Here is a 22,848-nt window from a genome sequence, read left to right as displayed (position 1 = left end):
GGTGATCCTGCCCCCGTTTCACGGACACCCGCCTAAGTAGCGCGTGCCTGCTCGAACTGCTCCGGGCCGAGATAACCCAGCGCCGAGTGCAGGCGATTTCGATTGTAGTCAACCTCGATGTACTCGAACACGTGCACACGCGCCTGTTCGCGCGTGGCGAGCCGCGCAGCCAAGGAGTGGAAGTCGGCGATGAACCAGTTCGCGATAATCTACGGAGACCGATTCGCGCTCAATCGCTGATCGGAACCGACAACGAAGACCGCCTCACACACAAAAAATCAGACAGGCCCCTGGATTCAGCGTCACCGGCCGCATTGGGCGGCGCGGCGTGGAGCGCCCGCCTCGTCCGCCAGCCACGCGCCGATCACGCGCTGCGCGATGGCCAGCACCGGGCCGATGCTGTGCGGTTTGCCGGCGAACAGGAAGCGCCGGCCAATGCAGATTTCCAACCGCGCAAAACACAAAGCCCGGCACAAGGCCGGGCTTCGCGGTAACGCTTGTCGCAGGGCGCGGATCAGAAATCCATGCCGCCCATGCCGCCCATGCCACCCATGCCGCCGCCAGCCGGGCCGTGGCTGTGGGCTTCTTCCTTCTTCGGCGCCTCGACGACCATCGCTTCGGTCGTGATGACGAGGCCGGCGATCGACGCGGCGTTCTGCAGCGCGGTGCGCGTCACCTTGGTCGGATCGAGGATGCCCAGTTCGACCATGTCGCCGAACTGACCGGTCGCGGCGTTGTAGCCGAAGTTGCCCTTGCCGTCGGCGACCTTGTTGAGGATGACCGACGCCTCATCAACCGGACTTTCGGGAGTAATACAACTGCCGTCCACGCGGCGCTACCACCCAGCCATCCAACCGCCGCAACGTGATCGAACGCCGCAACGTTTGCGGAATCGCAACCGGAAAGGGATCGCCACGCACGACATTGTTGTTCGGTGCCAGTGCGACGACGTCTTGCAATTTGTTACCGAGCGCATGGCGCTGCGGACGCGCAGGCGTGAAGAGAATGCGATGAACGCTGCCAAGCCGGTCAAGAAACATCACAGTCCGTTTGCGCGCGGTGCACCTCCGCAGCACACCATGCTCGGCTGCGGAGCGGATCTACGGTTCCGGGAAATCCACGACCGACAAGCTCAACGGCAATTGGTTGCGATGTTCGAGCGGCTTCATCTCACGCACGATGCGATCGCTCTTCTCGTCGAAGTATCCGGTTAGGTCGAATCGCTCGATGCGGAACGGAATGCCTTCGGACAACGCGAAGTTGCGCGCGTCCATCAACTGGAAGTGCAGGTGCGCGAAGGTCGAGCTACCGTTGTTGCCGAGTGCGGCGATGACCTGCCCTGCGCGCACCTTGTCACCCGTCTTGACCTTGATGCTGTCGGCTTTCAGGTGACCGTAGAACGCGAACGCGCCGTCGCCGAGGTCCAGCACTACGTGATTGCCGCCGGCTTCCGGCAAGCTCGGTTCGGGCAAAGGCGCGTTCGGGACCAGATCGGCGTAGCGCGACAGCACGTCGATCACGGTCGCATCCGCCACGGCGAGCACCGGCGCGCCGAAGCCGTAGTAGTCCGCGTTGGCCTTGCCGTCGCCACGATGCACTTCACCGTTTTCGTCGAAGCGCGCGAAATCGATCGCGAAGCGTTCCGGCAGGCGCAGATGACCATCGACCGCGCGCTGGCCGCGGCGGTGATGGTTGGCTTTGTCGCAACACGCTTCCAGTACGCCCCAATTGGAACCTGCAAGCGGCGCGCGGATCAGGCGCGCAGGCTTCGTATCGACCGTGGCCACCACAGCCGGTACGGGATTCTCAGCATCCGATGCGCCCGCTGCAGTCAACCGTGCGCGCAACTCGCCGGGAACGGCGGTGTTGGCGGCCAGTGCGACATCGATCCACACTGTCGCCGTCGCGCCGGAATCGATGCGCGTGCCGGCAGCCATCGGATCGCCGAGTGGACTCATGCGCGCCGCCAGCGATTCACCGCTGTAGCGGACGAGCGGCGCCGCCGCACCGGCCCCGACCTCGGCCGCGGTGATCGTGACGGCCTTCTTGCCGGTATTCGTTGCAAGGATCTCGTAGGTCAGGTGCGTACGGCCGTCGCTGGCGGCAACGGCTTGCGGGGCCTTCGGTACCGTCAGGACGAGCGGAAACAGCGACAAGGTCGTACTCGACGTCGGTACGGCATCTGCCACGGGCGGCGCGCCTAAAACAACGGCCGCGGAGATGGCACCGAACAGCACGACGGTGAGGGCGCGGACGCATTGAATGAAGATCGGATGGCGCATGGAGCTCCCCTTGTTCTGGTTCTCACCTTGATCGCGCGCAACGGCGGCGAAAAGGATCATCGAGTGCTCGCGCAACAATGGCCACCCGTCGGCCGCACTGCTGGGAGACCACCGCGCCGGCTTCGACTTGGCGCAGCAAGGTCAATGGCAACGGGTCAACCGCGAACACGCGCGCGGCCTCGTCGATGCAGGTGATGACTGGGACATCCCGATCCTCAAGGGCGAGTACATCCCCGCCAACGGCGGCACGCTCGGCGGTTTGGGACTGACCTTTACCGAAACCACGCCCCACGTATTTGGCGTGTCCACCTTCTACTACGACGTGGCCGGCAACCCCGTCACCGATGCCACCGGCGGCATCGTCGAGTACGTTGATGATGTGACGACCCAGACCACCGGCATCGTCGCCCGCGTGAACATGAGTTTCTACCGCATGAGGAATGGCCCCTGCCGTGGTTGCGCCGACCACCCGCGCGATCAGGTGCAGACCAGCGACGTGGGCACGTTCGAGTGGACCGGTCCGCGCTCGGGCCGCTACACGGTCAACGGCCAGTCGCAGGACATGGTCGAGGCCATGAGCGGCCCGCCGCTGGTGGCGGCCACCGACTTTTCCGGCGTGTGGATGGTCGTTCGGCGCTTCGTGTCCGGCGAGCCGCCGGACTACGCCATGAGTGGCGACGGAATCGTGCGTGGAGGCGTGGTGCAGGTGATCCCAGTCACCGAGGCGCGCAGCTACCGCATTGACAACGTGGCCCTCGGGCAGCCGCCCGCCGGCGTGCCGCTGCCGCCCGCCAACTCGCGACGCTATGACGTGCGCTGCATCGGCCCCACCTACTTCGGCACCGACCCCGCGCACCCCGGTCCGCGGTGCGCGTTCGACGAGTTGTCCCCGAACGCCAACGAGATGACGCTGTGGTTTGACGATCTCAACCTGGGGCGCGCGCTCAATGTCGTGCGCGACCAGATGAACAACAATGAGCGCGTGATCCGCAACAACGGCACCGAGAAGCCACGCCTCTACGCGACGTCGGATCGCATCGTCTGGCGGCAGAAACTGCCATCTCCCTATGACAGGGGCATCGGCGTGTCGGAATGGGTGATGGTGCGGCTGGATACCTTGCCACAGCCGTGAATGGGCTTTGCTGGAACCTGGGCTGCGCTCAGCAGCCCGATACGGGGTATAGGAATTTCAAACGGCGTTTTCGTGGAGTCTGGCGGGCAGGCGGCGGTCGTGCAAGCACCGGTTCTGGCAGCGAACCGGACGACCACGCGTTGGATTTCGGCAGCTCGGGGCCGCTCATCGGCGCCATCCCTGGGCAGCTCTGACCGATGCTCAACAATGGGCCGAGCGCAGCCCTGCGGGGTCGGTCCCGCATCGGGTCGGATCCCGGATTCGCCGTCGACGGCGTAGCCGGCAGTTCATCACGCGGCTGCCGCCGGCGGTGCGCGCGCTGCAGGCCTGTAGTGCGCGTCTTCCCGCGCACCGTGCTTCTCGAAGTGGGCCAGGATGGCGCGGATGGCTGCGGGTTCCTCGATGCTGGCGACGATCCGCACCGCGCCGCCGCAGTGGACGCAGGGGGGTCACGTCGATGGAGAAGACCCGCTTGAGGCGTTGCGCCCAGTTCATCGCGCGGCGCTTCTCCTCGGGGCTGCGCGGCTCGTCGTTGGCGCTGACCTCAACCGGTGCAGCATCGGTCGCAGGCCGCTTGCCGCGCCCCGAAGGTGTCAGCTGCGCACGCAGGGCGGCGTTCGGGGCAAACACGCCGTGGAACTCGTGTGCCTCCGCGACAACGCCGGCATGCAGCGAGAAACCGCCGACCTGCCCGGCGCCACCTTCCAGCGAACCCTCGTCACCAGGCAGCGTTTGCAAGGTGACCACTTTGCGTCCGGCGTGCTTTCCGGTTGCGACACGGTAGGTGATCGAACTCATCCGCAGCCCGTCCATGCCGTCGTCGCTACCCGCGCTGTCGGACAGGAACACGGATTCGTCTTCGCCTTCGAGCCAGCCGCGCCGCGCCAGGTGCCGGCAGACGCGATGCGCGATCGTGCTGGCCAACTGGGTCAACTGCGCGGACGTGGGCGCGCGGGTGCGGTGCAGGCGCGGTTTGCGCTGTGGTTGCTCGACGTTCTCGTACACGCCATCGAGCCACAGCATGTGGACATGCACGTTGAGGTTGAGCGCGCTGCCGAAACGCTGGATCAGCGTCACCGCGCCGCATTGGGCGGCGCGGCGTGGAACGCCCGCCTCGTCCGCCAGGCACGCGCCGATCACGCGCTGCGCGATGGCCAGCACCGGGCCGATGCTGTGCGGTTTGCCGGCGAACAGGAAGCGCAGCGGGTACGGGAAGCTCAGCACCCACTGCCGCCCCGGGCGCGCGCCGAACACGTCTTCCACCAGATGCCGTGCTGACTCGGCCATGCGCCGGGCGCCGCAACTCGGGCAAAAGCCGCGCTTCGCTTCGCTCCGGCGAACTTGAACAAGCGCGTTGATCGACACGGATCGTCCTTGCATCCGGCCGAATCCGGCACGTGCCTATCTGGAGCGGATTTTCCGCAAGACCGGATGCCATCGCCAAGCCGAACTGGTCGGACTGCTGGCCGGGCTCGCCCACGTTGCGCCGCGTCCCGATCTGGATATCAGCCCCTTGCAGCAGCCTCATGCGATTACCGGCATTTGCCAGTAGTCGGCGCACCGTTTCCCTGCGTAAGGTTCAGGCCGCCGTCGCTGCGAGCGACAAACCGGGGGCAAAAATCATGTGCCGACGCATCGCTCTAGTTGCACGTCAGGGGACGGAGGCCATCATCAGTCTCCTGCTGTTTGCGCTTGCTGCTGTCCTTATCGCGGGCAGCGCCCGCGCGGCCACGTTCTGCGTGACATCGTCGGCCGAACTGCAAAATGCATTGAACGCCGCTGCCGCAAACGACGAAGACGACGAAATCCGGATCTATGCAACCACGTTTGTGCCGCCGACCACGCACGGCTTCAAGTACGACACCCTCAAACCGTATTCACTCACGCTTGCAGGCGGTTACATTGCGCTTTTGGGCAACCCTTGCGCCATGGCTTTGCGGAACGCAAATTCAACCGTAATCGATGGTGGCGGAAGCCGTCGTTTGTTCGGATTTGTCGGATATGCGAACACTGGCGATTTACGCATAACGCGACTGACCTTCCGCAATGGCATCAATGAGACCAATTCGTCGCCGGTGGACATCGGCGGCACCGCCCTATACAACGGCAACATCACACTGGATCGCGTCGTGGTGCGCGATAACATCAGCGCAGTACAGGTGATCTTCGCGAGTTCGGGCGGTAGCGTAGTAGTGCAAAACAGCGTATTCGCAGACAACACGCTCGTGCCTGGCTACGGCGGTCGCAAGGTGGCGCAATTCCAGAGTGTCAATAGCAACGGGCCATCCGGTGGCGTGGTGTTCAATGGCAATACCGCGGCCGGCAACGTGAGCACGGTTCTGAACGGTAGTGCGGAGGTAGTCCTGGGCGTATCCAATGGATCGCTACGCGTGGCTAACAGCAACTTCTGGGGTAATTCCAGCCTTGATCTTGAATTTGCCGACTTCGGCAACTCGACGATAACAATCCGCGACAGCAATATCGGCATCCATTCGTACTGGGGCCCGGCGATTTCGACGCATAACCTTTACAGTATTGATCCTGCCTTCATCGGCAACGGCAACTACCGACTGGCCGGTAACTCGCCATTGCGCGATCTCGGCGACAACATGGCCTTTGGCGGCATCGGTAGCTACGACGCCGCCGGTGGATCCCGCGTGATGTTCGGACAAGTGGATATCGGTGCTTACGAGATACAGGATGACAGCATCTTCAAGAATGGGTTTGAGTGAACTATTGAAAAAGGCGAAACAGGGGGCGTGGCAACTCTGACCGATTCTCAACAATGGGCCGAGCGCAGCCCTGCGGGGTCGGTCCCGCATCGGGTCGGATCCTGGATTCGCCGTCGACGGCATAGCCGGCAGTTCATCACGCAGCTGCCGCCGACGGTGCGCGCGCTGCAGGCCTGTAGTGTGCTGCTTCCCTCGCGCCGTGCTTCTCGAAGTGGGCCAGGATGGCGCGGACGACGGCAGGTTCCTCGATGCTGGCGACGATCCGCACCGCGCCGCCGCAGTGGACGCAGGGGGTCACGTCGATGGAGAAGACCCGCTTGAGGCGTTGCGCCCAGGTCATCGCGCGGCGCTGCTCCTCGGGGCCGCGCGGCTCCTCGTTGGCGCTGACCTCAACCGGTGCAGCATCGGTCGCAGGCCGCTTGCCTCGCCCCGAAGGTGTCAGCTGCGCACGCAGGGCGGCGTTCGGGGCAAACACGCCGTGGAACCGGGTGAGGTGCGCGCGCGGCGGCGGAACGAGCGCCGCCAGCTTGGCGATGAAGTCCACCGGATCCCACTCGACATGGGTGGTGCCGTTTCGCCACGGGGTCTTGAGTTCGTAACGCACCCTGCCCTGCGCTGAGATCGACAGCCGCTTCTCGCTGATCGCCGGGCGTGTGATGTACCGGCACAGCTTTTCGTAGACGCCATCGAGCCACAGCATGTGGAAATGCACGTTGAGGTTGAGCGCGCTGCCGAAACGCTGGATCAGCGTCACCGCGCCGCATTGGGCGGTGCGGCGTGGAACGCCCGCCTCGTCCGCCAGCCACGCGCCGATCACGCGCTGCACGACCCCCTGCACCGGGCCGATGGCTTCGGGCTTGCTGGCAAACAGGAAGCGCAGCGGGTACGGCAAGCTCAGCACCCATTGCCGCACCGGGCGCGGGCCGAACACGTCTTCCACCAGATGCCGTGCTGACTCGGCCATGCACCGCGCGCCGCAACTCGGGCAGAAGCCGCGCTTCTTGCAGGAAAACGCCACCAGCCTCTCCGCGTGGCAGTGCTCGCACACCACCCGCAGGAAGCCATGATCGAGCACCCCGCAGCGCAGATAGTCATCGAACTCCTCGCGTACATAGTCCGGCAGTGTGCGGTCCTCCGCTTCGAGGCGGGCAATGAAATCCGGGTAGTGCGCGTGGACCGGCGCGTACAGCAGCGTGCGTTCGGGCGCGTGGCGGGCGTAGCGCGGCGCGGCGTGGGCGGTCGGCCGTGGCGTGCGCACCTCGGCCTGCCGCGAGAATGCGGCGAGGCGCGGCACGGGGCGCTCCGATGCAGGGACGGCTGCTCAGGGTTGCGCCCGCGATCACACGTTCATATAGGCGTTTTCCGATCTTCGCGTCAGACATTGCCGCGGTGCGGACAGATGGCCCCGCCTCGGACGCCAGAAAGCACAGCCGTTGTATGTCCCAACGGCGGCAGCACGATCGTTGACGGCACCCGATGGCAGGTCATGGTCAATGCGGATGCCGCTCAACGGTCGCGCAAAGAAATCGCGAACCAGCAACATGTCGTCGAACTGTTGCTGGTAGCGCGCTTCGACGACGAGCCAAGTCACGTTGGGGACGCCACCGGCCATCGGCGTGCGATCGCCACCGGCGCCGCGTACGATCCCACCCCCAACGCGATACTTGCGGACCTGGCGCGACGCGAAATCGTACAGGTACCCCTTGGAGCCAGCACCGCGACTCGCTGCTGCGGCAGTCCACTGTGACTGCGTCCAGCATCCGCAATGCTCCATGATGAGGTCCGCCGTAGCGGGTCGCACCAAGGCAAACAAGGCAACCACGACCACGCTCAATGTCGATCTGGGCCGCGCGCGCGAAGCGCTGGACGAGTTCGCCCACGCGGAACGCATCATCGCCGGCAAACAGGTACTGCCCGGCACCGATGCGAAGATCCTCGCCGGCTACGGCATGGCATGGGGACAACTGGGCGACGCGGGCAGGCGCGCGGACTACTACCGCCGCGCGCTGGCCGCGCTGGACAAGGCCGACAGCGCGCCGTTGCTGGCACTCAAGCGCAAGATTGCCGCTGAGGCGGATGCCGGTTCAACGCCGCAATGAACGGCATGCGCTGACCGCGCGCTTGCCCCTCGCTCAACCGCTGCGCCTGCCGCAGCGGAAATCGTCTCTCTTGATGCTTTCGCCGGGGTGCGGGTTGGTGTAGTCGTTCTTGCGGAACACGATGGCATCGCCCCGGCGCGCGCCGCGCCAGCCGTTATAGGCACCGCCGCTGAAGCTGACCACGTCCGCCGTGGCGCTGATCGTGCCACCGCCCGACTGGGCGGAATAGCGATTGCCCGAAATGGTGAACCACATCCCGGTGGGCCGGTACTGGGTGACGAAGCTCACGCCATCGAACTGCATTGCGGCCATCAGGCAGTCGTAGCGGCCGTCGAGTGGCCCGCCGCCGCCCGCAGCACCTGCGCTCTGCTGTGCCGGAGCCGGGGTCGTCGTTGCCGTCGCCGTCTTGGCCGGCGACAGCATCGCCAGCAACTCCTGCGGTTCGGAATGCAGGATCTTGCGGCTGTACTCGGCGGCCAGCGTGCGCGCCTGCTTGATCTGCGCCGCGTTGCCCTTCTGGTTGCCGTCGATGTACAGCAGTACCGGCAGGCTGGCGCTGGCGATCAGGGTGTCGTACAGCGCGGCTTTCTCCTTGTTGCTCACATTCGCCATGGCTGGTGCCAGCTTGGCGCTGAAGTCGGCGAACACCCGATCCTCCACGGCGGTCGATGGCGCTTCCCCACTCAGCACCGTGGCGAGGCCGACGACGAAGCCCGCATAGGCACCGGCGACATTGTTCTTCCACCCCCTCGGCCCGTAGGGCTGCTCAAACAACTCCTTTTTGGCCGTGGTGATGGCCTCCAGCAGTTCCCGACGTTGCTGCGGGTTGTCTCCCAGCTGGTCGGCGAAGTTGCGCAAGGTGTCGTCGCCGGCCACGGGCGCGAATTTCAGCGCCGCGGATTGGGCGAACGCCGTTTCGCCGGCCAGCAGCAGGGTGAAGGCGATCAGGAGGCTGCGAAGCTTCATGGCGTCTCTCCTTCGCCCCGCAGAAAACGGGGTCAGGTTTACTTCCTGGCGAGATCAGTTGCCCGGAGCCTGCCGCTCAGGCGATCCATTACGCACCATGAACCTGGCGCCGGCCGTTCCTTGACGCCGGAAGTGAACCTGACCCGGTTTTTCCCCGTCCGCGCGCGCAGAGGCCTGTCGCCCCCTCAATCGACAAACTGTGGCTCGAAGCCGTTGCGGTAGATGACGTCCCACGACGGCACACCGAACGGCGTGCCGAGATAGCCCGGGCCGAGCGTCTCGCCGGAGAAATCACGCAGCGGTACGGCGTTGTAGGCGGCGTCCTCGTTGAAGACGATCACGCGGTGGTCGGCCGCACCGTTCGACGACGCGCTGCTGCTGCTGACCATGATGCGGCGTTCGTAGGGGTCGTGGCCGATGCCGATGAAGTAGTGGCCGGCAGGACGGTTCAGCCGGGTGAGGCCGCCGGCGATCGTGTAGAGCGGCACCGCGGCGCCGCTGGCCGTGTCGGGGAACACGGCGACGCGACCGATCAGGCTGAGGTCGGCGAGCGTCGTTTTCCCGAGCACATAGAGGAGATGGGTGCGTGGATCGTGGGCGATGGCGACGCCGCCGGCGACGCCGTTGCCGGTCATCATGCGCGTCGGTGCCGTGTAGCCGCTGGCCGTTCGCGCGTGGAAGATGACGCGGCTTGCGTTGGTGCCGGGCTCGAAATCGATGACCGCGTATTCGTCGGTGCCGGGCAGGTAGGTCAGCGAACCGGGGCTGTTGAGCTGGGTGGTCTGATTCGAGCCTCCGCCCCACAGGATCGTGCGGACAGGCGAGACCGCATCACCGTTGCCGTGCAGCGGATAGGTGGCGATGCAGCAGTTGGTGGTGATGACGCCGAGTTCGTCGTGGGCGAACACCGGCGCGTTCGCGCGAGTCTGCGAGAGTACCGGTGGATTGATGACGCGCAGCGGGGCGACGTTGCCGGTGGCGAACGCCGGATAGACGCGGATCGCCCGGCCGTAGAAGTCCGAGAGGTAGAGCAGGCGCTCGTTCGGCTCGTAGGTCACCCACATGGTGTCGACGGTGCCCATCGCAGGGCCGCTCATCTCCCAGGACGCGGCACCCGTGCCGTCCACGTTGGGGCCGAAGATGCGCAGCGGCAGGTTGGTCTGGCCGGCGCGCGCAATGCCGCCGATGCCCATGTCGGCACGGGCTGGCAGGGCGAAGGCCAGGATGGCGAGGAAGGCGGACAGCAGGCAGGTGCGCATGGGAGGGGTTCCGGTTGTACCCGCCCATAACGCAATTCGATGGCGGAACCCGCAACCTGGGTTCACCAAGCCTGGATTGGGGTATAGGAATTTCAAACGGCTTTTTCGTGGAATCTGGCGGGCAGGCGGCGGTCGTGCAAGCGCCGGTTCTGGCACCGAACCGGACGACCACGCGTTGGATTTCGGCAGCTCGGGGCCGCTCATCGGCGCCATCCCTGGGCAGCTCTGACCGATTCTCAACAATGGGCCGAGCGCAGCCCTGCGGGGTCGGTCCCGCATCGGGTCGGATCCTGGATTCGCCGTCGACGGCGTAGCCGGCAGTTCATCACGCGGCTGCCGCCGGCGGTGCGCGCGCTGCAGGCCTGTAGTGTGCTGCTTCCCTCGCGCCGTGCTTCTCGAAGTGGGCCAGGATGGCGCGGACGACGGCGGGTTCCTCGATGCTGGCGACGATCCGCACCGCGCCGCCGCAGTGGACGCAGGGGGTCACGCCGATGGAGAAGACCCGCTTGAGGCGTTGCGCCCAGTTCATCGCGCGGCGCTTCTCCTCGGGACTGCGCGGCTCCTCGTTGGCGCTGACCTCAACCGGTGCAGCATCGGTCGCAGGCCGCTTGCCTCGCCCCGAAGGTGTCAGCTGCGCACGCAGGGCGGCGTTCGGCGCAAACACGCCGTGGAACCGGGTGAGGTGCGCACGCGGCGGCGGAACGAGCGCCGCCAGCTTGGCGATGAAGTCCACCGGATCCCACTCGACATGGGTGGTGCCGTTTCGCCACGGGGTCTTGAGTTCGTACCGCACCCTGCCCTGCGCTGAGATCGACAGCCGCTTCTCGCTGATCGCCCGGCGTGTGATGTACCGGCACAGCTTTTCCAGCTGGTGGCTCTCGTGTGCCTCGGCGGCAACGCCGGCATGCAGCGAGAAACCACCGACCTGCCCCGCGCCACCTTCCAGCGGACCCTCGTCACCAGGCAGCGTTTGCAAGGTGACCTCTTTGCGTCCGGCGTGCTTTCCGGTTGCGACACGGTAGGTGATCGAACTCATCCGCAGCCCGTCCATGCCGTCGTCGCTACCCGGCCAATGCACGTCTCCAGCCCGGAAAACACAAAGCCCGGCACAAGGCCGGGCTTCGCGGTAACGCTTGTCGCAGGGCGCGGATCAGAAATCCATGCCGCCCATACCACCCATGCCGCCGCCGGCCGGGCCGTGGCTGTGGGCTTCTTCCTTCTTCGGCGCCTCGGCGACCATCGCTTCGGTCGTGATGACGAGGCCGGCGATCGACGCGGCGTTCTGCAGCGCGGTGCGCGTCACCTTGGTCGGATCGAGGATGCCCAGCTCCACCATGTCGCCGAACTGACCGGTCGCGGCGTTGTAGCCGAAGTTGCCCTTGCCCTCGGCAACCTTGTTGAGGATGACCGAGGCTTCCTCGCCGGCGTTGGTGACGATCTCGCGCAGCGGCGCTTCCATCGCGCGCTTGGCGATCACGATGCCGTGCTCCTGGTCCTCGTTGTCGCTCTTGAGCTTGGCGATGCCGGCCAGCGCACGCACCAGCGCACTGCACAGCCGGAGCATCGCGGCTGAAGCCGCTCCCACAAAAGTAATGCTGTGTGGGAGCGAGGACTGTTGTGGGAGCGACTTCAGTCGCGATTGGCTAGTAGCGTCGTCAGCGCCTGCTCATGTACTGGACTCCATCCACCTCAGCGCAGCAACGGCACCTCGAAATCGTCGGCGAACAGCGAGGCTTCGCCGACGGTTTCGAGTGCGCCGATGTCACAGGCGGCCTGTCCGTCGGCATCGGCGTCCTGCGGGCGTGCCTGTCCGCGCACGTCGGTGGTCGTGCAGTCGCTCGCGCCCGGGGGATCGACCGGCAGTGGTTTGCCGGCGTCCAGCGCGGGGCTGCCGGCGAACAGTTCGACGGCGGGCATGCCGGCCGGATCGCCGACGGGCCTGCGCAGAGCGCGGATGCGGAAATCACCGGTCCAGACGGTGCTGTCGGTTGCCAACGCCGAGCAGCTGGAATCCGGGAAGAGGTTGCGTCCGCCGCCGACCGCCGCCACGGGCAGGTTGGCCAGGTCGCAGGCCGGTGCATTGCCGGCCACCGGAGCCAGCAGATTGTGTGTAAAGGCGTCGACGACGGTCTGTGCGCCGCCGTAAAGCAGGTGCGCGGCGCTCTGGTTGCCACCATCGTTCTTCCAGAAGGTCGTGTTGCGGATGTCGCTGCTGACGTTGAGCAGCGAGGTTGCGATGCCGCCGAAGTTGCCGACGATCTGGCTGTCGCGGATGAACAAGCGGGTGACGAAGGCGCTGGCGGCGTTCTGGACCTCGATGGCTGCGCCCTGTTGCGCGGAATTGCCGACGAGCAGCGAGCGCACGACACGGATTTCGCTGGTGGTGCGGCTGCGCACCGCGCCGCCGATCGTCCGTACGGATGCCGAATCGCCGAGCGATGCGTTACCGACGAACACGACGCGGTCGAAGCGGCCACCCGCACGGGCCTCGATCGCACCGCCACCGGCTTCCGTTGCGTGGGCCGACGCTTCGTTGCCGAAGAAGCTCGTGTTGGTGATCTCGAGCGCGCCCGTGCTCATGATCGCGCCGCCGTAGGCCGAGCCGTTGTCGTTGCGCACGCGATTGTCCTCGAAACGCGAATCAATGATGGTCAGCGGCGAGTAGGCATATACCGCGCCGGCAAACGCGCTTCCCGAGGACTGGAACGACACGCAGTTGAGCACGAAGACGGCTTCGAGCCGCAGCGTGCTGGTCGAGTTTGGGCTCGAGATGCATCCGCCGGCATCGAGGTTGGAGTAGCCATTGCGCAGGGTCAGGCCCTTGATCGACACGCGCGCGCCATCGCCGACCTGGATGAGGCGCGTGCTGCCGTTGCCGTCGAGGCTGATGCCGGTCGGCGCGGTCGCGTCGATCGTCAACACGAGCCCGTTCGGAATCGTGATGCGGCTGGCCAGGGTGATCGTGCTGTTCGCGGCGATGTCGAAGTAGATCGTGTGCGGGCCGGTGCTGTTGGTCGCCGCGTCGGCGATCTTCTGCCGCAGCGAGCCGGTGCCGGCGTCGTTGGTATTGGTGACGAGGTAGGTCAGAGCCTCGGCGCGCGAGGGTGTGATGAGGGCGATGGCCGCGGCGAGTGCGGACGCAAGGATCGAAGTGCAGGAGCACGGAAGTTTCATTCGAGGGATTCCGGTGTGTGGACTGGATGACTGCCGGCGATGACGACGGCCGGGGCGATGGCTGGTCGTATTCAACGGGTTGCTCAACGCCCGGAGTTCGGCATGTCCTTCAGCGGCAATGCGTCGTAGGTGAAGCGGCCGCTGGCCGAGGGCAGGCGGTCGGTGGGCAGCTTCTTCGCCATCTGCGATGCCGGCAGGTCGCGCGCCGTGAAACTGCCGGCGATGGCGTAGCTGCCGTCAGCGTTGCGTTCGAAGCGGTCGATGGTCACTTCGACGCCGTTCTTGTCCCTGCCTTGGTAAAAGTCGAACATCGCGTTCGCCTTCGGCCGGTAGCGCAGGCTGGCGCGGGTCAGGGCCAGGGTCTTGTCGTCTAAGCTCAGGCCAAGGTCGAGGTGACCGCCGTCGCTGGCCGTGCCTTTCAGCGTGACCTGCAGCGACTGGATGATCCCGATATGGCGAACTTCCGAATCGTGGAAGGTCTTGCCGGCCATGCCGGCGACGATGTCGCGCACGTCGTCCTTGCCGACACGGGTATCGACGCCGAGCTTTTCCAGCTTGCGGTTGGCGTCGTCGAGTGCGCGCTGGCCCTTGCCGGTGTCGAGCGCACGGTCGGTTTGCGCACCGATATCGTCGGCCACCCGGGTGGCGATCGAGCGGAACGCCTGCACGCCCTTGCCAACGTCGGCCTCGATGCTGCCCTGCACGCTCTGGCCAGGCTTCAGCAGGGCATCGCCGGACGCCAGTGCGCCGGCTTCGGCGGCGTCCTTCGCAGCTTCGTCGATGACCGCCTGCATGCCGGCGGTGTTGCTGCCGGCCATCACCGGCGACGAGGCCTCCTGCTTGCAGCCGGCAAGCAGGGCGAGGGAACCCGCGAACAGGATGGTGTGGATTTGGATCATGCGGATGCTCCTGGCAATGTCGGGATGTGTCGTGGTCTGGGTCATTCGGGGCGATGCAGGGGTGTGTCGCCGCAGGCTACGTGGTAGCCGGAGACGCTGCCGCTGACGTCGCCGAGATTCGGCGTATCGCCACGGGCATCGACGTACTTGCTGTGGAAATCGGCGTGCAGCCAGAGGCGGGCGCGGCAACCGGGCGCGCAGCGCGCCGAGCGCACGCGGTCGTTCCATTCGTCGCCGATATATTCGACAGGGCTGCCGACATCCGGGCGCATCCACTCGCCGCTGTATCCGTCGTCGTCGAAGAACAGGCAGCCCTCGGTCGGTGCTCCAGGATGCTGTGCGGCCTGCGGCTCGGCGGCGGCGATGCTCTCGCGGATCGTGCGCAAGGCCGCGCCGAGCTGGTCGGCACGCTCGGCTTCGAGGTAGCGGCCGCCGGTGCGTTCGGCCAGGCAGGCGAGCTGGCGGCCGGCCTCGCTGTCGCCGGCCACGTCGAAGCCGATCACATGGGCGGTGAAGTCGACGCCGCTGGCTTCGAGTTCATCGGCGAGTGCGCAGGGATCGGCATGGCAGGTTTCGAGGCCGTCGCTGACCAGGATGACCGTGACCTTCTGCTCGTTCGAGCGCAGCGTTTCGGCGGCCAGTCGCACAGCCGCCGAGATCGGCGTCTTGCCGACCGGCGTGATCCGGTCGACACGCGCGGCAAAGGCCGCCGCATCGACCGGCGTGGGTGGGGCCAGCACCTCGATGTCGGTGCAGTCGCCCTTGCGGCGGTGGCCGTAGGCGACCAGGCCGAGTTCGACCGATGGGTTCCAGTCGTCGAGCATCGTGCGCACGGCCTCGCGGGCGATGGTGATCTTGGCGCGCCCGTCGATGCGACCCCACATCGAGCCGGAAGCATCGAGGACGAGCATGGCCTGTTCGGCGGCCAAGGCGCCGGGAATTGCGGCGGCAAAGGCGGTGGCGACCAGGGATTTGCGCAGGATCATGGGGGGCTCCCGTCGGAAGAAACCGCCTTTACGAGATTCGGCGACGAATCCGGACATGCGCGACGCGCGTCGTGCGCGCGGGGGATCTGCGGCAGAATGCGGCCGCATTCCTCGGGAGGTGGGTGTGGAGCACCGCGACAACTGGCGTGAAGTCGAATCCCTGTTCGATGCGGCCTGGGAAATCCCGGCAGCGGAACGGGGTACCTGGCTTGCCCGGCAGGCGGTGGCGCCGGCGGTGGTCGAGGAGGTGCTCGCCCTGCTCGATGCGGCGGGGGCGAGCGCGGGCTTCCTCGAAGCGCCGGATGCAGAGGCCGTGACCGGGACGGCGGCGCTGCTGCCGTTCGAGCGACTCGGGTGCTGGCGCCTGTGCGGCCTGCTCGGTCGCGGCGGCATGGGTTCGGTGCACACGGTCGAGCGTGACGATGGCCAGTTCGCCCAGCGCGCCGCACTCAAGCTGATCGACACCATCGACGCCGCCGCGGTCGCGCGTTTCCATCACGAGCGCCAGGTACTGGCGACCCTCGACCACCCCGGCATCGCGCGCATCATCGATGGCGGCGAGGCCCCGGACGGGCGGCCGTTCATGGTCATGGAGCATGTCGACGGCACGCCGATCGACGCCTACTGCGACCGCCATGCAATCGACCTGCGCGGGCGCGTGCGCCTCGTGCAGCAGGCCTGCGACGCGCTTGCGCACGCGCATGCGCGACGGGTCGTGCATCGCGACGTCACGCCATCCAACCTGCTGGTCGATGCCGATGGACGCACGCGCCTGATCGACTTCGGCATTGCCGGCGTCGGTGGTGCCGACGCGAAGGCCGGTGCGATGTCGTGGGACTACGCTGCTCCCGAACTCGCCGAAGGCGGCGTGGTGTCGACCTCGACCGACGTCTACGGTGTGGCCGCCGTGCTCTATCGACTCGTCGCCGGACGGCCGCCGCGCTCGTCGGCGGGCGCATCGCCACTGGTCGCCGTGGCCGGACTGCGGGCCGGGATCGTGCCGCTGGCCGACGTGCTTGCCGGCCAGCCGTGCCGACGCGGCGAACGCGCCCTGCTCGCCGACCTCGACGCGATCCTCGCGCGTGCACTGGCGCGCAACCCGGCGGAGCGTCCGGACGGAGTGCTGGCGCTTCGCCACGAACTCGAACGCGCACTGGTCGGTGATGTCGTGGAGGCGCGTGCCGGCGAGCGCCTGCATCGTCTCGTGCGCGGTGTGCATCGTGCGCGCTGGTGGCTGGCTTCTGTCGCGGCCATCGTGCTCAGTCTTGCCGTCGGCATCGGTGTTGCGGTCATGCACGCCCGCGAAGCGGCGCACCAGCGCGACGAGGCGCTGCGCGAGCAGGCCCGCCTCGAGGCGATCCAGCAGGCGGTCTTCCACATGTTCCGCAGCGCCGGCGAATCAGGGGGCAGCGAAGTGCGCGCGGCCGATGTCCTCGGCGCCGCGGCACGCCGCATCGGTGACGAGTTCGCCGACGATCCGGCGCGTGGCGCACCGGTGCTGCACGCGCTCGGTGAGCTTTATTTCCTGCTGACCGACTACGAGGCCGCCGCACCGCTGCTCGAACGGCTGGCCGCTGCGAATCCGGACGTGGTCGATCCCGCCTTGGTCGCAGCGGCGCGCTACGATCTCGCGCAGGTCGCGTATCGCCAGGGACGCATCGATGATGCCGCCGCATCGCTGGCGCAGGCGCAGGCGTTCTGGCTCGGCGAGCCGGTGCGCTGGGAATCGCGCCTGGTCGACAGCCGCCTGCTCGAGTCGCAGGTGCTGCGGGCGCGCGGCGACACGGCGGCGGCGATCGCCCTGCTCGAAGCCGCCTTGCCGCGCCGCCTTGCGATCAGCGGCGAAGCCCATCGCGAAACCGGCGTGCTCTACAACAACCTCGCGGTTGCCCGCTTCGATGCCGGCGATCTCGCTACCGCGCGCAATTGGTTTGCCGAGGCGCGCTCTGTCTGGCGCGACAGCGGCCTCGGGCAGTCGCCCGATGCGCTCAACACGCTCAACAATGCCGGTGCCGTCGAGCTTGCCGCGGGCCAGCCGCGCGAGGCCGAAGCCCTGTTCGAAGAGGCACTCGCATTGCGCGAACGGCTGTACGGCGAATCGGCGGCGACCGCGGCCCTGGTCTCCAACCTCGGCAAGCTCAAGCTGCAGGGTGGGCAGGTGGAGGCCGCAGTGCGCCTGCTGGAACGCGCCGCGCGCATGGCCGAGCGTTATGCCGGCAAGGGCAGCCTGCATCATGTCGCGGCGCTGGGCGGCCTCACCGAGGCCCTGCTCGCGCGTGGCGACGTGGCGGGCGCGGAAGCGGCGGCGCTGGAGGCGAGTCCAGCACCTGCCGACGGCGAGCATGCCCAGGGCGTTGCCGCCGCGATGTCGATGCTCGCCCTGGCGCGCGTGCGCCAGGCGCAGGGAAGCAGCGACGAGGCCACGCAACTGCTCGATCGCATCGATGCGGAAGTCGACGGCCTGTCGGGCGCGGCGGCGGCACGCCTGCGCGCGCAGGCCGCACAGCTCAGGGCGTCGCCGGTGGCTCCGGCGCCTCGCCCAGTTCGCGGTACAGCCACGCCTTCGCCTTGATCCAGTCGCGGCGCACGGTTCGGTCGCTGATGCCGAGCACGCGCGCGGTTTCCTCTTCCGAATAGCCGGCGAAGAAGCGGCATTCGACGATGTCGGTCAGGCGCGGATTGAGCGCGTCGAGCCGCGACAGCGCCTCGTCGAGTTCGACCATGCGTTCGTCGCTCTGCCAGTACGGATCGAAGAGCTGGTCGTCGAGCGACACGATGTGGCCACCACCATGCTTGGCAGTGAGCGTGCGTCGCGCGTGGTCCACCAGCACCTGGCGCATGGCCAGTGCCGCGGCACGCAGGAAATGCAGTTCGCTCGCCCATTCCGCGCTGCCGAGCAGGCGCAGGTAGGCCTCGTGGACGAGCGCGGTCGTGCGCAGGGTTTCGCCGGCGCGCAGGCGGCGCCGTTCGCGGCGCGCGTACACGCGCATGTTCTCGAGCAGCAGCGGGGCGAGTTTCGCCGCGTCCGTGCGCATTGCTTCGTCAGTCATGCCCTGGAGTCGGTCGCGCCGGCATCAGTACGTGTCGCGGACCAGGAACTTCTTCGGCACGTGCTCGCGTGCCGGCCCGGCCTTGAGCGGCGGCAGCTCGAACTTCGGCGGTGCCGCCTCACGCTCGGGCAACTGCTTGAGCAGGTGCGCGATCAGGTTGAGGCGGCCGCGGCGCTGGTCGTTGAAGTCGACGACGAACCATGGCGCGTGGCGCGCGTGGGTGGCTGCAAGCATGACGTCGCGGGCCTTGCCGTACTTCACGTAGTCGGCGCGCGCCTTGACGTCGACCGGCGACAGCTTCCAGCGCTTGCGCGGATCGCCGGCAGCCGGCAGGTGTTCGACGTAGCGCTGGAAGTACCACTGGCTCTGCTGGCGCTCGCTCGGCTTGGGGAGGGCGACGCGGCGCACGAGGCGGTCGTTGAGCGGCGCTTCGATCGCCTTGATGACGCCGCCCTTGTCGGCCGCGTCGCGGCCTTCGAACACGATCGCCACCCGCTTGCCGTTGGCGCTGACCCAGCGTTGCTGGTCGATCAGCTCATCGTGCAGTTTGTCCAGCGATTCCTCGTAGACCTTGCACTTCATGTTTGCCATGGCGGTTTCCTTGAATCGAAAGCCAGTCAGCGCTCGCCGAGGCGCGAATGCAGACCGGCGAGGCTGCAGCGGCGCGTGCGTGCATCGAGCTGGCTCGCGATGTTCCTTTCCCAGGCGGTGCGGCAGGCCGAGGTCGAGCCGGGCGGGCAAAACACCAAGGTTTTCGTTGGCGAGGTCGGCGAAGGCGCGCGACTGCCGGGTCGAAGTGCCGATCTCGTCGAAGCCGAGCGCGCGAAACAGTTCGCCGAAGCCCGGCATCGGTTTGTCGAGCAGCGGCCCGATCGCCTCGGGCGTCGAGTCGCGTCCCGTGAAGCCGGTGCCGCCGGTGACGAGGATGCCGTGCACGTGCTCGTCGGCGATCCACTGCGAGGCGATCGCGCGCGTGCGGTACCTGTCGTCGCGCACGATCGCGCGGTCGCGCAGGCGATGGCCGGCCTGGCCGAGGGCGAGATAGTCGCCCGAGGTATCGTCGTCCGGCGTGCGCGTGTCCGGCACGGTCAGCACGCAGAGGTCGAGCGCGATGAAGTCGGCTTGCGCGGTCATGCCGCTAGCCTAGCAGGCTGCCCGGAAGCAGTCCCTTTTCCCACCGGGAGAAGGTGGCGCGCAGCGCCGGATGAGGGTACGACCGAAGCGTCACAACCGGGCCTTGCAACGACATTCAGTGCCGTACTCCGCTCGTACCCTTGTAAGTTTGTTTTCCCGTCACCAGACCGATATCCCTTTGATTGCGAGATCGTGGGTGAGCATGGATCGTTGCACAGGATTTCTCGCGCCGTCCCGGCCTGGTATCAGCGCTTTCCCACGCCGTGTGTCAGACCACGGCGCGCTGCAGTCACAAGGGTTCCGCACGGCATGCCGGCCAATGCACCTCTCCAGCCCCCGAAAACACGAAGCCCGGCACAAGGCCGGGCTTCGCGGTAACGCTTGTCGCAGGGCGCGGATCAGAAATCCATGCCGCCCATGCCACCCATGCCGCCGCCAGCCGGGCCGTGGCTGTGGGCTTCTTCCTTCTTCGGCGCCTCGGCGACCATCGCTTCGGTCGTGATGACGAGGCCGGCGATCGACGCGGCGTTCTGCAGCGCGGTGCGCGTCACCTTGGTCGGATCGAGGATGCCCAGCTCGACCATGTCGCCGAACTGGACCGGTCGCGGCGTTGTAGCCGAAGTTGCCCTTGCCCTCGGCAACCTTGTTGAGGATGACCGAGGCTTCTCGCCGGCGTTGGTGACGATCTCGCGCAGCGGCGCTTCCATCGCGCGCTTGGCGATCACGATGCCGTGCTCCTGGTCCTCGTTGTCGCTCTTGAGCTTGGCGATGCCGGCCAGCGCACGCACCAGCGCCACGCCACCGCCCGGCACCACGCCTTCTTCCACCGCCGCACGCGTGGCGTGCAGGGCGTCTTCGACGCGCGCCTTCTTTTCCTTCATCTCGACTTCGGTCGCGGCGCCGACCTTGATCACCGCCACGCCGCCGGCGAGCTTGGCCACGCGCTCCTGCAGCTTCTCGCGGTCGTAGTCGGAAGAGGTCTCCTCGATCTGCGCCTTGATCTGCTTGATGCGCGACTGGATGTTGGCGGCCTCGCCGGCACCGTCGATGATCGTCGTGTTCTCCTTGGAGATCACGATCTTCTTGGCCTTGCCCAGATCCTTGAGCGTGGCCTTCTCGAGCTGCAGGCCGACTTCCTCGGAGATGACCTGGCCGCCGGTCAGGATGGCCATGTCTTCCAGCATCGCCTTGCGACGATCACCGAAGCCCGGCGCCTTGACCGCGGCGACCTTGACGATGCCGCGGATCGTGTTGACCACGAGCGTGGCCAGCGCCTCGCCCTCGACTTCCTCGGCGACGATCAGCAGCGGCTTGCCGGCCTTGGCGACGCCTTCGAGCACGGGCAGCAGCTCGCGCACGTTGGAGATCTTCTTGTCGTACAGCAGCACGTAGGGCTCTTCCAGCTCGACCTGCTGGCTCTGCTGGTTGTTGATGAAGTACGGCGACAGATAGCCGCGGTCGAACTGCATGCCTTCGACGACGTCGAGCTGGTTGTCCAGCCCCGAGCCGTCCTCGACCGTGATGACGCCTTCCTTGCCGACCTTGTCCATCGCCTGCGCGATGAGCTGGCCGATGGCCTCGTCGCCATTGGCCGAGATCGTGCCGACCTGGGCGATCGACTTGGAGTCGGCCGACGGCTTGGACAGCTTCTTGAGCTCGTCCACCGCAGCGGTCACGGCCTTGTCGATGCCGCGCTTGAGGTCCATCGGGTTCATGCCGGCGGCGACGGCCTTGAGGCCTTCGCGGATCAGCGCCTGCGCGAGCACGGTCGCGGTGGTGGTGCCGTCACCGGCGACGTCGGAGGTCTTGGAAGCCACTTCCTTGACCATCTGCGCGCCCATGTTCTCGAACTTGTCGGCCAGTTCGATTTCCTTGGCGACCGACACGCCGTCCTTGGTGATCGTCGGCGCGCCGAAGCTCTTGTCGAGCACGACATTGCGGCCCTTGGGACCGAGCGTGGCCTTGACGGCGTTGGCGAGGGTGTTGACGCCGCGCAGGATGCGCGCGCGGGCGTCTTCGGAGAAGCGGATTTCTTTGGCTGCCATGGGGAAAACTCCGGAATTCTTGATGGGTGATTGGTGATTCGGAAAAGCCAAGGCGGGACTCGAAGGTGATGCGGACCGGATCCGGAGCAGAACCTGCTCTCACGAATCACGAATCACGAACCACCCGTCCCGGCGCATCACTTCTCGACGACGGCGATGAGGTCTTCTTCGCGCATGACCAGCAGTTCCTGGCCATCGACCTTGACCTCGGTGCCCGAGTACTTGCCGAACAGCACGATGTCGCCGACCTTGACCGCCATCGGACGCACCTTGCCGTCCTCCTGGATCTTGCCGGTACCGGCGGCCACGACCTCGCCCTTGATCGGCTTTTCGGCAGCAGCGTCGGGGATGACGATGCCACCGGCCGACTTGGTCTCGGCTTCCAGGCGCTTGATGATGACGCGGTCGTGCAAGGGACGAAGCTTCATGGATGTCTCCATCAACAGGTTGATTTGAAAGGAATTACCAGACGTTGTTAGCACTTGATTGCGCTGAGTGCCAATTCTAGCGGAACGCGCCTGCCCGGTGGAAGGGCAAGCCGCGATGCCGCCACAGATGGAGCCTGGCCCGCCCACTTCAAGTCCGACCGGCACCGTCCGCCGCTGCGCCGTCGTGCAGCGCAGCGCGCCATGCCGGGGACGCTGGGCTATGCTCGCGGGCTTCTTCAGGCCGCGGGGTGCGGCCTCGTTGCCTTGGGGGTTCCATGCGATTCCGACACACACCGGCGCGCGCCGCGCTCGCCGCCATCCTCGTTGCTGCCGCGCCGGCGGCCCTGGCCCAGTACGTTTCGCTGGTCGGCGGCACGCCGCCGGTGCAGAGCTTCGACACGCTGGCCGCCAGCGGCACCGGCTCGACCCTGCCCGACGGCTGGTATTTCACCGAAACGGGCAGCAACGCCAACACCACCTACGTGGCCGACGACGGCACGCTCAACAGCGGCAACACCTACAGCTACGGCGCGGCCGGCAGCAGCGAGCGCGCGCTCGGCATGATCCGCTCGAGCAGCCTGGAAGCGACCATCGGCGCGCGCCTGCGCAACGACACGAGCACCGCGCTGAGCGAGATTGCCGTGGCCTATACCGGCGAACAG

At 66.8% G+C, this 22,848-nt stretch carries 20 protein-coding genes and 5 pseudogenes; 5 read left to right on the top strand and 20 right to left on the bottom strand.

The genetic code is table 11. The annotated features are described in order from the left end of the window. Positions 1 to 32 precede the first annotated feature (32 nt). From KF903_RS10375 to KF903_RS10360, 4 genes and pseudogenes are all read right to left on the bottom strand, one after another. Positions 33 to 152: pseudogene (locus KF903_RS10375) on the bottom strand (IS3 family transposase); the annotation flags it as partial. A gap of 362 nt (positions 153 to 514) precedes the next feature. Further along, positions 515 to 793: pseudogene (locus tag KF903_RS10370) on the bottom strand (TCP-1/cpn60 chaperonin family protein); the annotation flags it as partial. After that, on the bottom strand, positions 792 to 1,040 hold the full coding sequence (locus tag KF903_RS10365; protein ID WP_291214347.1) for a hypothetical protein: 249 nt from the start codon (positions 1,038 to 1,040) through the stop codon (positions 792 to 794). The pseudogene KF903_RS10370 and the gene KF903_RS10365, both read right to left, overlap by 2 nt. 60 nt (positions 1,041 to 1,100) lie before the next feature. Beyond that, positions 1,101 to 2,342, bottom strand: a complete 1,242-nt coding sequence (locus KF903_RS10360; RefSeq protein ID WP_291214345.1) for a M23 family metallopeptidase — start codon at positions 2,340 to 2,342, stop codon at positions 1,101 to 1,103. 67 nt (positions 2,343 to 2,409) lie between these two features. Here KF903_RS10360 and KF903_RS10355 point away from each other — a divergent pair, with 67 nt between their 5' ends. After that, positions 2,410 to 3,414: a hypothetical protein gene (locus KF903_RS10355; protein ID WP_291214343.1), complete on the top strand. Its 1,005-nt coding sequence runs from the start codon at positions 2,410 to 2,412 to the stop codon at positions 3,412 to 3,414. Positions 3,415 to 3,615: 201 nt separating this feature from the next. On the opposite strand, the gene KF903_RS10350 is transcribed toward KF903_RS10355, so the two are convergent. Next, positions 3,616 to 4,779, bottom strand: a complete 1,164-nt coding sequence (locus KF903_RS10350) for a transposase (RefSeq protein WP_291214341.1) — start codon at positions 4,777 to 4,779, stop codon at positions 3,616 to 3,618. Positions 4,780 to 4,811: 32 nt separating this feature from the next. Here KF903_RS10350 and KF903_RS10345 point away from each other — a divergent pair, with 32 nt between their 5' ends. Further along, complete coding sequence (locus tag KF903_RS10345; protein ID WP_291214339.1) at positions 4,812 to 6,146, top strand: choice-of-anchor Q domain-containing protein; 1,335 nt, start codon at positions 4,812 to 4,814, stop codon at positions 6,144 to 6,146. A 136-nt stretch (positions 6,147 to 6,282) separates the two neighbouring features. Here the strand turns inward: KF903_RS10345 and KF903_RS10340 are convergent, their stop codons facing one another. Both KF903_RS10340 and KF903_RS10335 read right to left on the bottom strand, forming a co-directional pair. Beyond that, positions 6,283 to 7,404, bottom strand: a complete 1,122-nt coding sequence (locus KF903_RS10340; protein WP_291214485.1) for a transposase — start codon at positions 7,402 to 7,404, stop codon at positions 6,283 to 6,285. An 81-nt stretch (positions 7,405 to 7,485) separates the two neighbouring features. Next, positions 7,486 to 7,737 carry a hypothetical protein gene (locus KF903_RS10335; protein WP_291214337.1) on the bottom strand — a complete coding sequence of 84 codons (252 nt, stop codon included), beginning with the start codon at positions 7,735 to 7,737 and terminating at the stop codon, positions 7,486 to 7,488. A 184-nt stretch (positions 7,738 to 7,921) separates the two neighbouring features. Here KF903_RS10335 and KF903_RS10330 point away from each other — a divergent pair, with 184 nt between their 5' ends. Beyond that, the gene (locus tag KF903_RS10330) at positions 7,922 to 8,245 is read left to right on the top strand and encodes a hypothetical protein (protein WP_291214335.1); all 324 of its coding nucleotides are present in this window, start codon (positions 7,922 to 7,924) and stop codon (positions 8,243 to 8,245) included. Between the two features lie 33 nt (positions 8,246 to 8,278). Here KF903_RS10330 and KF903_RS10325 read toward each other — a convergent pair whose 3' ends face one another. The 7 genes and pseudogenes from KF903_RS10325 to KF903_RS10295 form a co-directional block, all read right to left on the bottom strand. Continuing rightward, positions 8,279 to 9,211 (bottom strand): DUF6683 family protein, encoded by a 933-nt coding sequence (locus tag KF903_RS10325; protein WP_291214333.1) that lies wholly within the window; start codon positions 9,209 to 9,211, stop codon positions 8,279 to 8,281. A gap of 185 nt (positions 9,212 to 9,396) precedes the next feature. Next, positions 9,397 to 10,674 carry a hypothetical protein gene (locus tag KF903_RS10320; protein WP_291214332.1) on the bottom strand — a complete coding sequence of 426 codons (1,278 nt, stop codon included), beginning with the start codon at positions 10,672 to 10,674 and terminating at the stop codon, positions 9,397 to 9,399. 121 nt (positions 10,675 to 10,795) lie between these two features. Next, positions 10,796 to 11,506 (bottom strand): transposase, encoded by a 711-nt coding sequence (locus tag KF903_RS10315; protein ID WP_291214331.1) that lies wholly within the window; start codon positions 11,504 to 11,506, stop codon positions 10,796 to 10,798. A 114-nt stretch (positions 11,507 to 11,620) separates the two neighbouring features. Then, positions 11,621 to 12,016: pseudogene (locus tag KF903_RS10310) on the bottom strand (TCP-1/cpn60 chaperonin family protein); the annotation flags it as partial. 143 nt (positions 12,017 to 12,159) lie between these two features. After that, positions 12,160 to 13,644, bottom strand: coding sequence for a choice-of-anchor Q domain-containing protein (locus KF903_RS10305; RefSeq protein WP_291214329.1), 1,485 nt, complete (start codon positions 13,642 to 13,644; stop codon positions 12,160 to 12,162). Between the two features lie 83 nt (positions 13,645 to 13,727). Continuing rightward, positions 13,728 to 14,438: a hypothetical protein gene (locus KF903_RS10300; RefSeq protein WP_291214327.1), complete on the bottom strand. Its 711-nt coding sequence runs from the start codon at positions 14,436 to 14,438 to the stop codon at positions 13,728 to 13,730. A 146-nt stretch (positions 14,439 to 14,584) separates the two neighbouring features. Next, on the bottom strand, positions 14,585 to 15,529 hold the full coding sequence (locus KF903_RS10295) for a VWA domain-containing protein (RefSeq protein WP_291214323.1): 945 nt from the start codon (positions 15,527 to 15,529) through the stop codon (positions 14,585 to 14,587). Positions 15,530 to 15,653: 124 nt separating this feature from the next. On the opposite strand from KF903_RS10295, the gene KF903_RS10290 reads away from it, so the two are divergent. After that, positions 15,654 to 18,101, top strand: a complete 2,448-nt coding sequence (locus tag KF903_RS10290; protein WP_291214321.1) for a serine/threonine-protein kinase — start codon at positions 15,654 to 15,656, stop codon at positions 18,099 to 18,101. On the opposite strand, the gene KF903_RS10285 is transcribed toward KF903_RS10290, so the two are convergent. The 6 genes and pseudogenes from KF903_RS10285 to groES form a co-directional block, all read right to left on the bottom strand. After that, positions 18,037 to 18,579: an ECF-type sigma factor gene (locus tag KF903_RS10285; protein WP_291214319.1), complete on the bottom strand. Its 543-nt coding sequence runs from the start codon at positions 18,577 to 18,579 to the stop codon at positions 18,037 to 18,039. The two genes, KF903_RS10290 and KF903_RS10285, sit on opposite strands and share 65 nt — an antisense overlap. A gap of 24 nt (positions 18,580 to 18,603) precedes the next feature. After that, positions 18,604 to 18,912 (bottom strand): hypothetical protein, encoded by a 309-nt coding sequence (locus tag KF903_RS14285; RefSeq protein WP_343214986.1) that lies wholly within the window; start codon positions 18,910 to 18,912, stop codon positions 18,604 to 18,606. After that, positions 18,910 to 19,143: pseudogene (locus KF903_RS14280) on the bottom strand (polyphosphate kinase 2); the annotation flags it as partial. The pseudogene KF903_RS14280 and the gene KF903_RS14285, both read right to left, overlap by 3 nt. 53 nt (positions 19,144 to 19,196) lie before the next feature. Next, positions 19,197 to 19,713, bottom strand: a pseudogene (gene moaB / locus KF903_RS10275) (molybdenum cofactor biosynthesis protein B). 398 nt (positions 19,714 to 20,111) lie between these two features. Next, a complete protein-coding gene (gene groL, locus KF903_RS10270) occupies positions 20,112 to 21,758 on the bottom strand; it encodes a chaperonin GroEL (protein WP_291214315.1) in 1,647 nt (548 codons plus the stop codon). A 137-nt stretch (positions 21,759 to 21,895) separates the two neighbouring features. Continuing rightward, entirely contained in the window at positions 21,896 to 22,186 is a 291-nt protein-coding gene (gene groES / locus KF903_RS10265; protein WP_291190108.1) for a co-chaperone GroES, read from the bottom strand. A 275-nt stretch (positions 22,187 to 22,461) separates the two neighbouring features. On the opposite strand from groES, the gene KF903_RS10260 reads away from it, so the two are divergent. Further along, positions 22,462 to 22,848, top strand: a 387-nt coding sequence (locus KF903_RS10260; RefSeq protein WP_291214313.1) for a hypothetical protein, incomplete at its 3' end; no start/stop codon positions are given.

It is taken from the genome of Dokdonella sp. (genome assembly GCF_019634845.1).
In the GTDB taxonomy this organism is placed as follows: Bacteria; Pseudomonadota; Gammaproteobacteria; order Xanthomonadales; family Rhodanobacteraceae; genus Dokdonella_A.
Note: the sequence above shows the minus strand (reverse complement) of the source record. Positions and strands in the feature narration are given on the sequence as shown.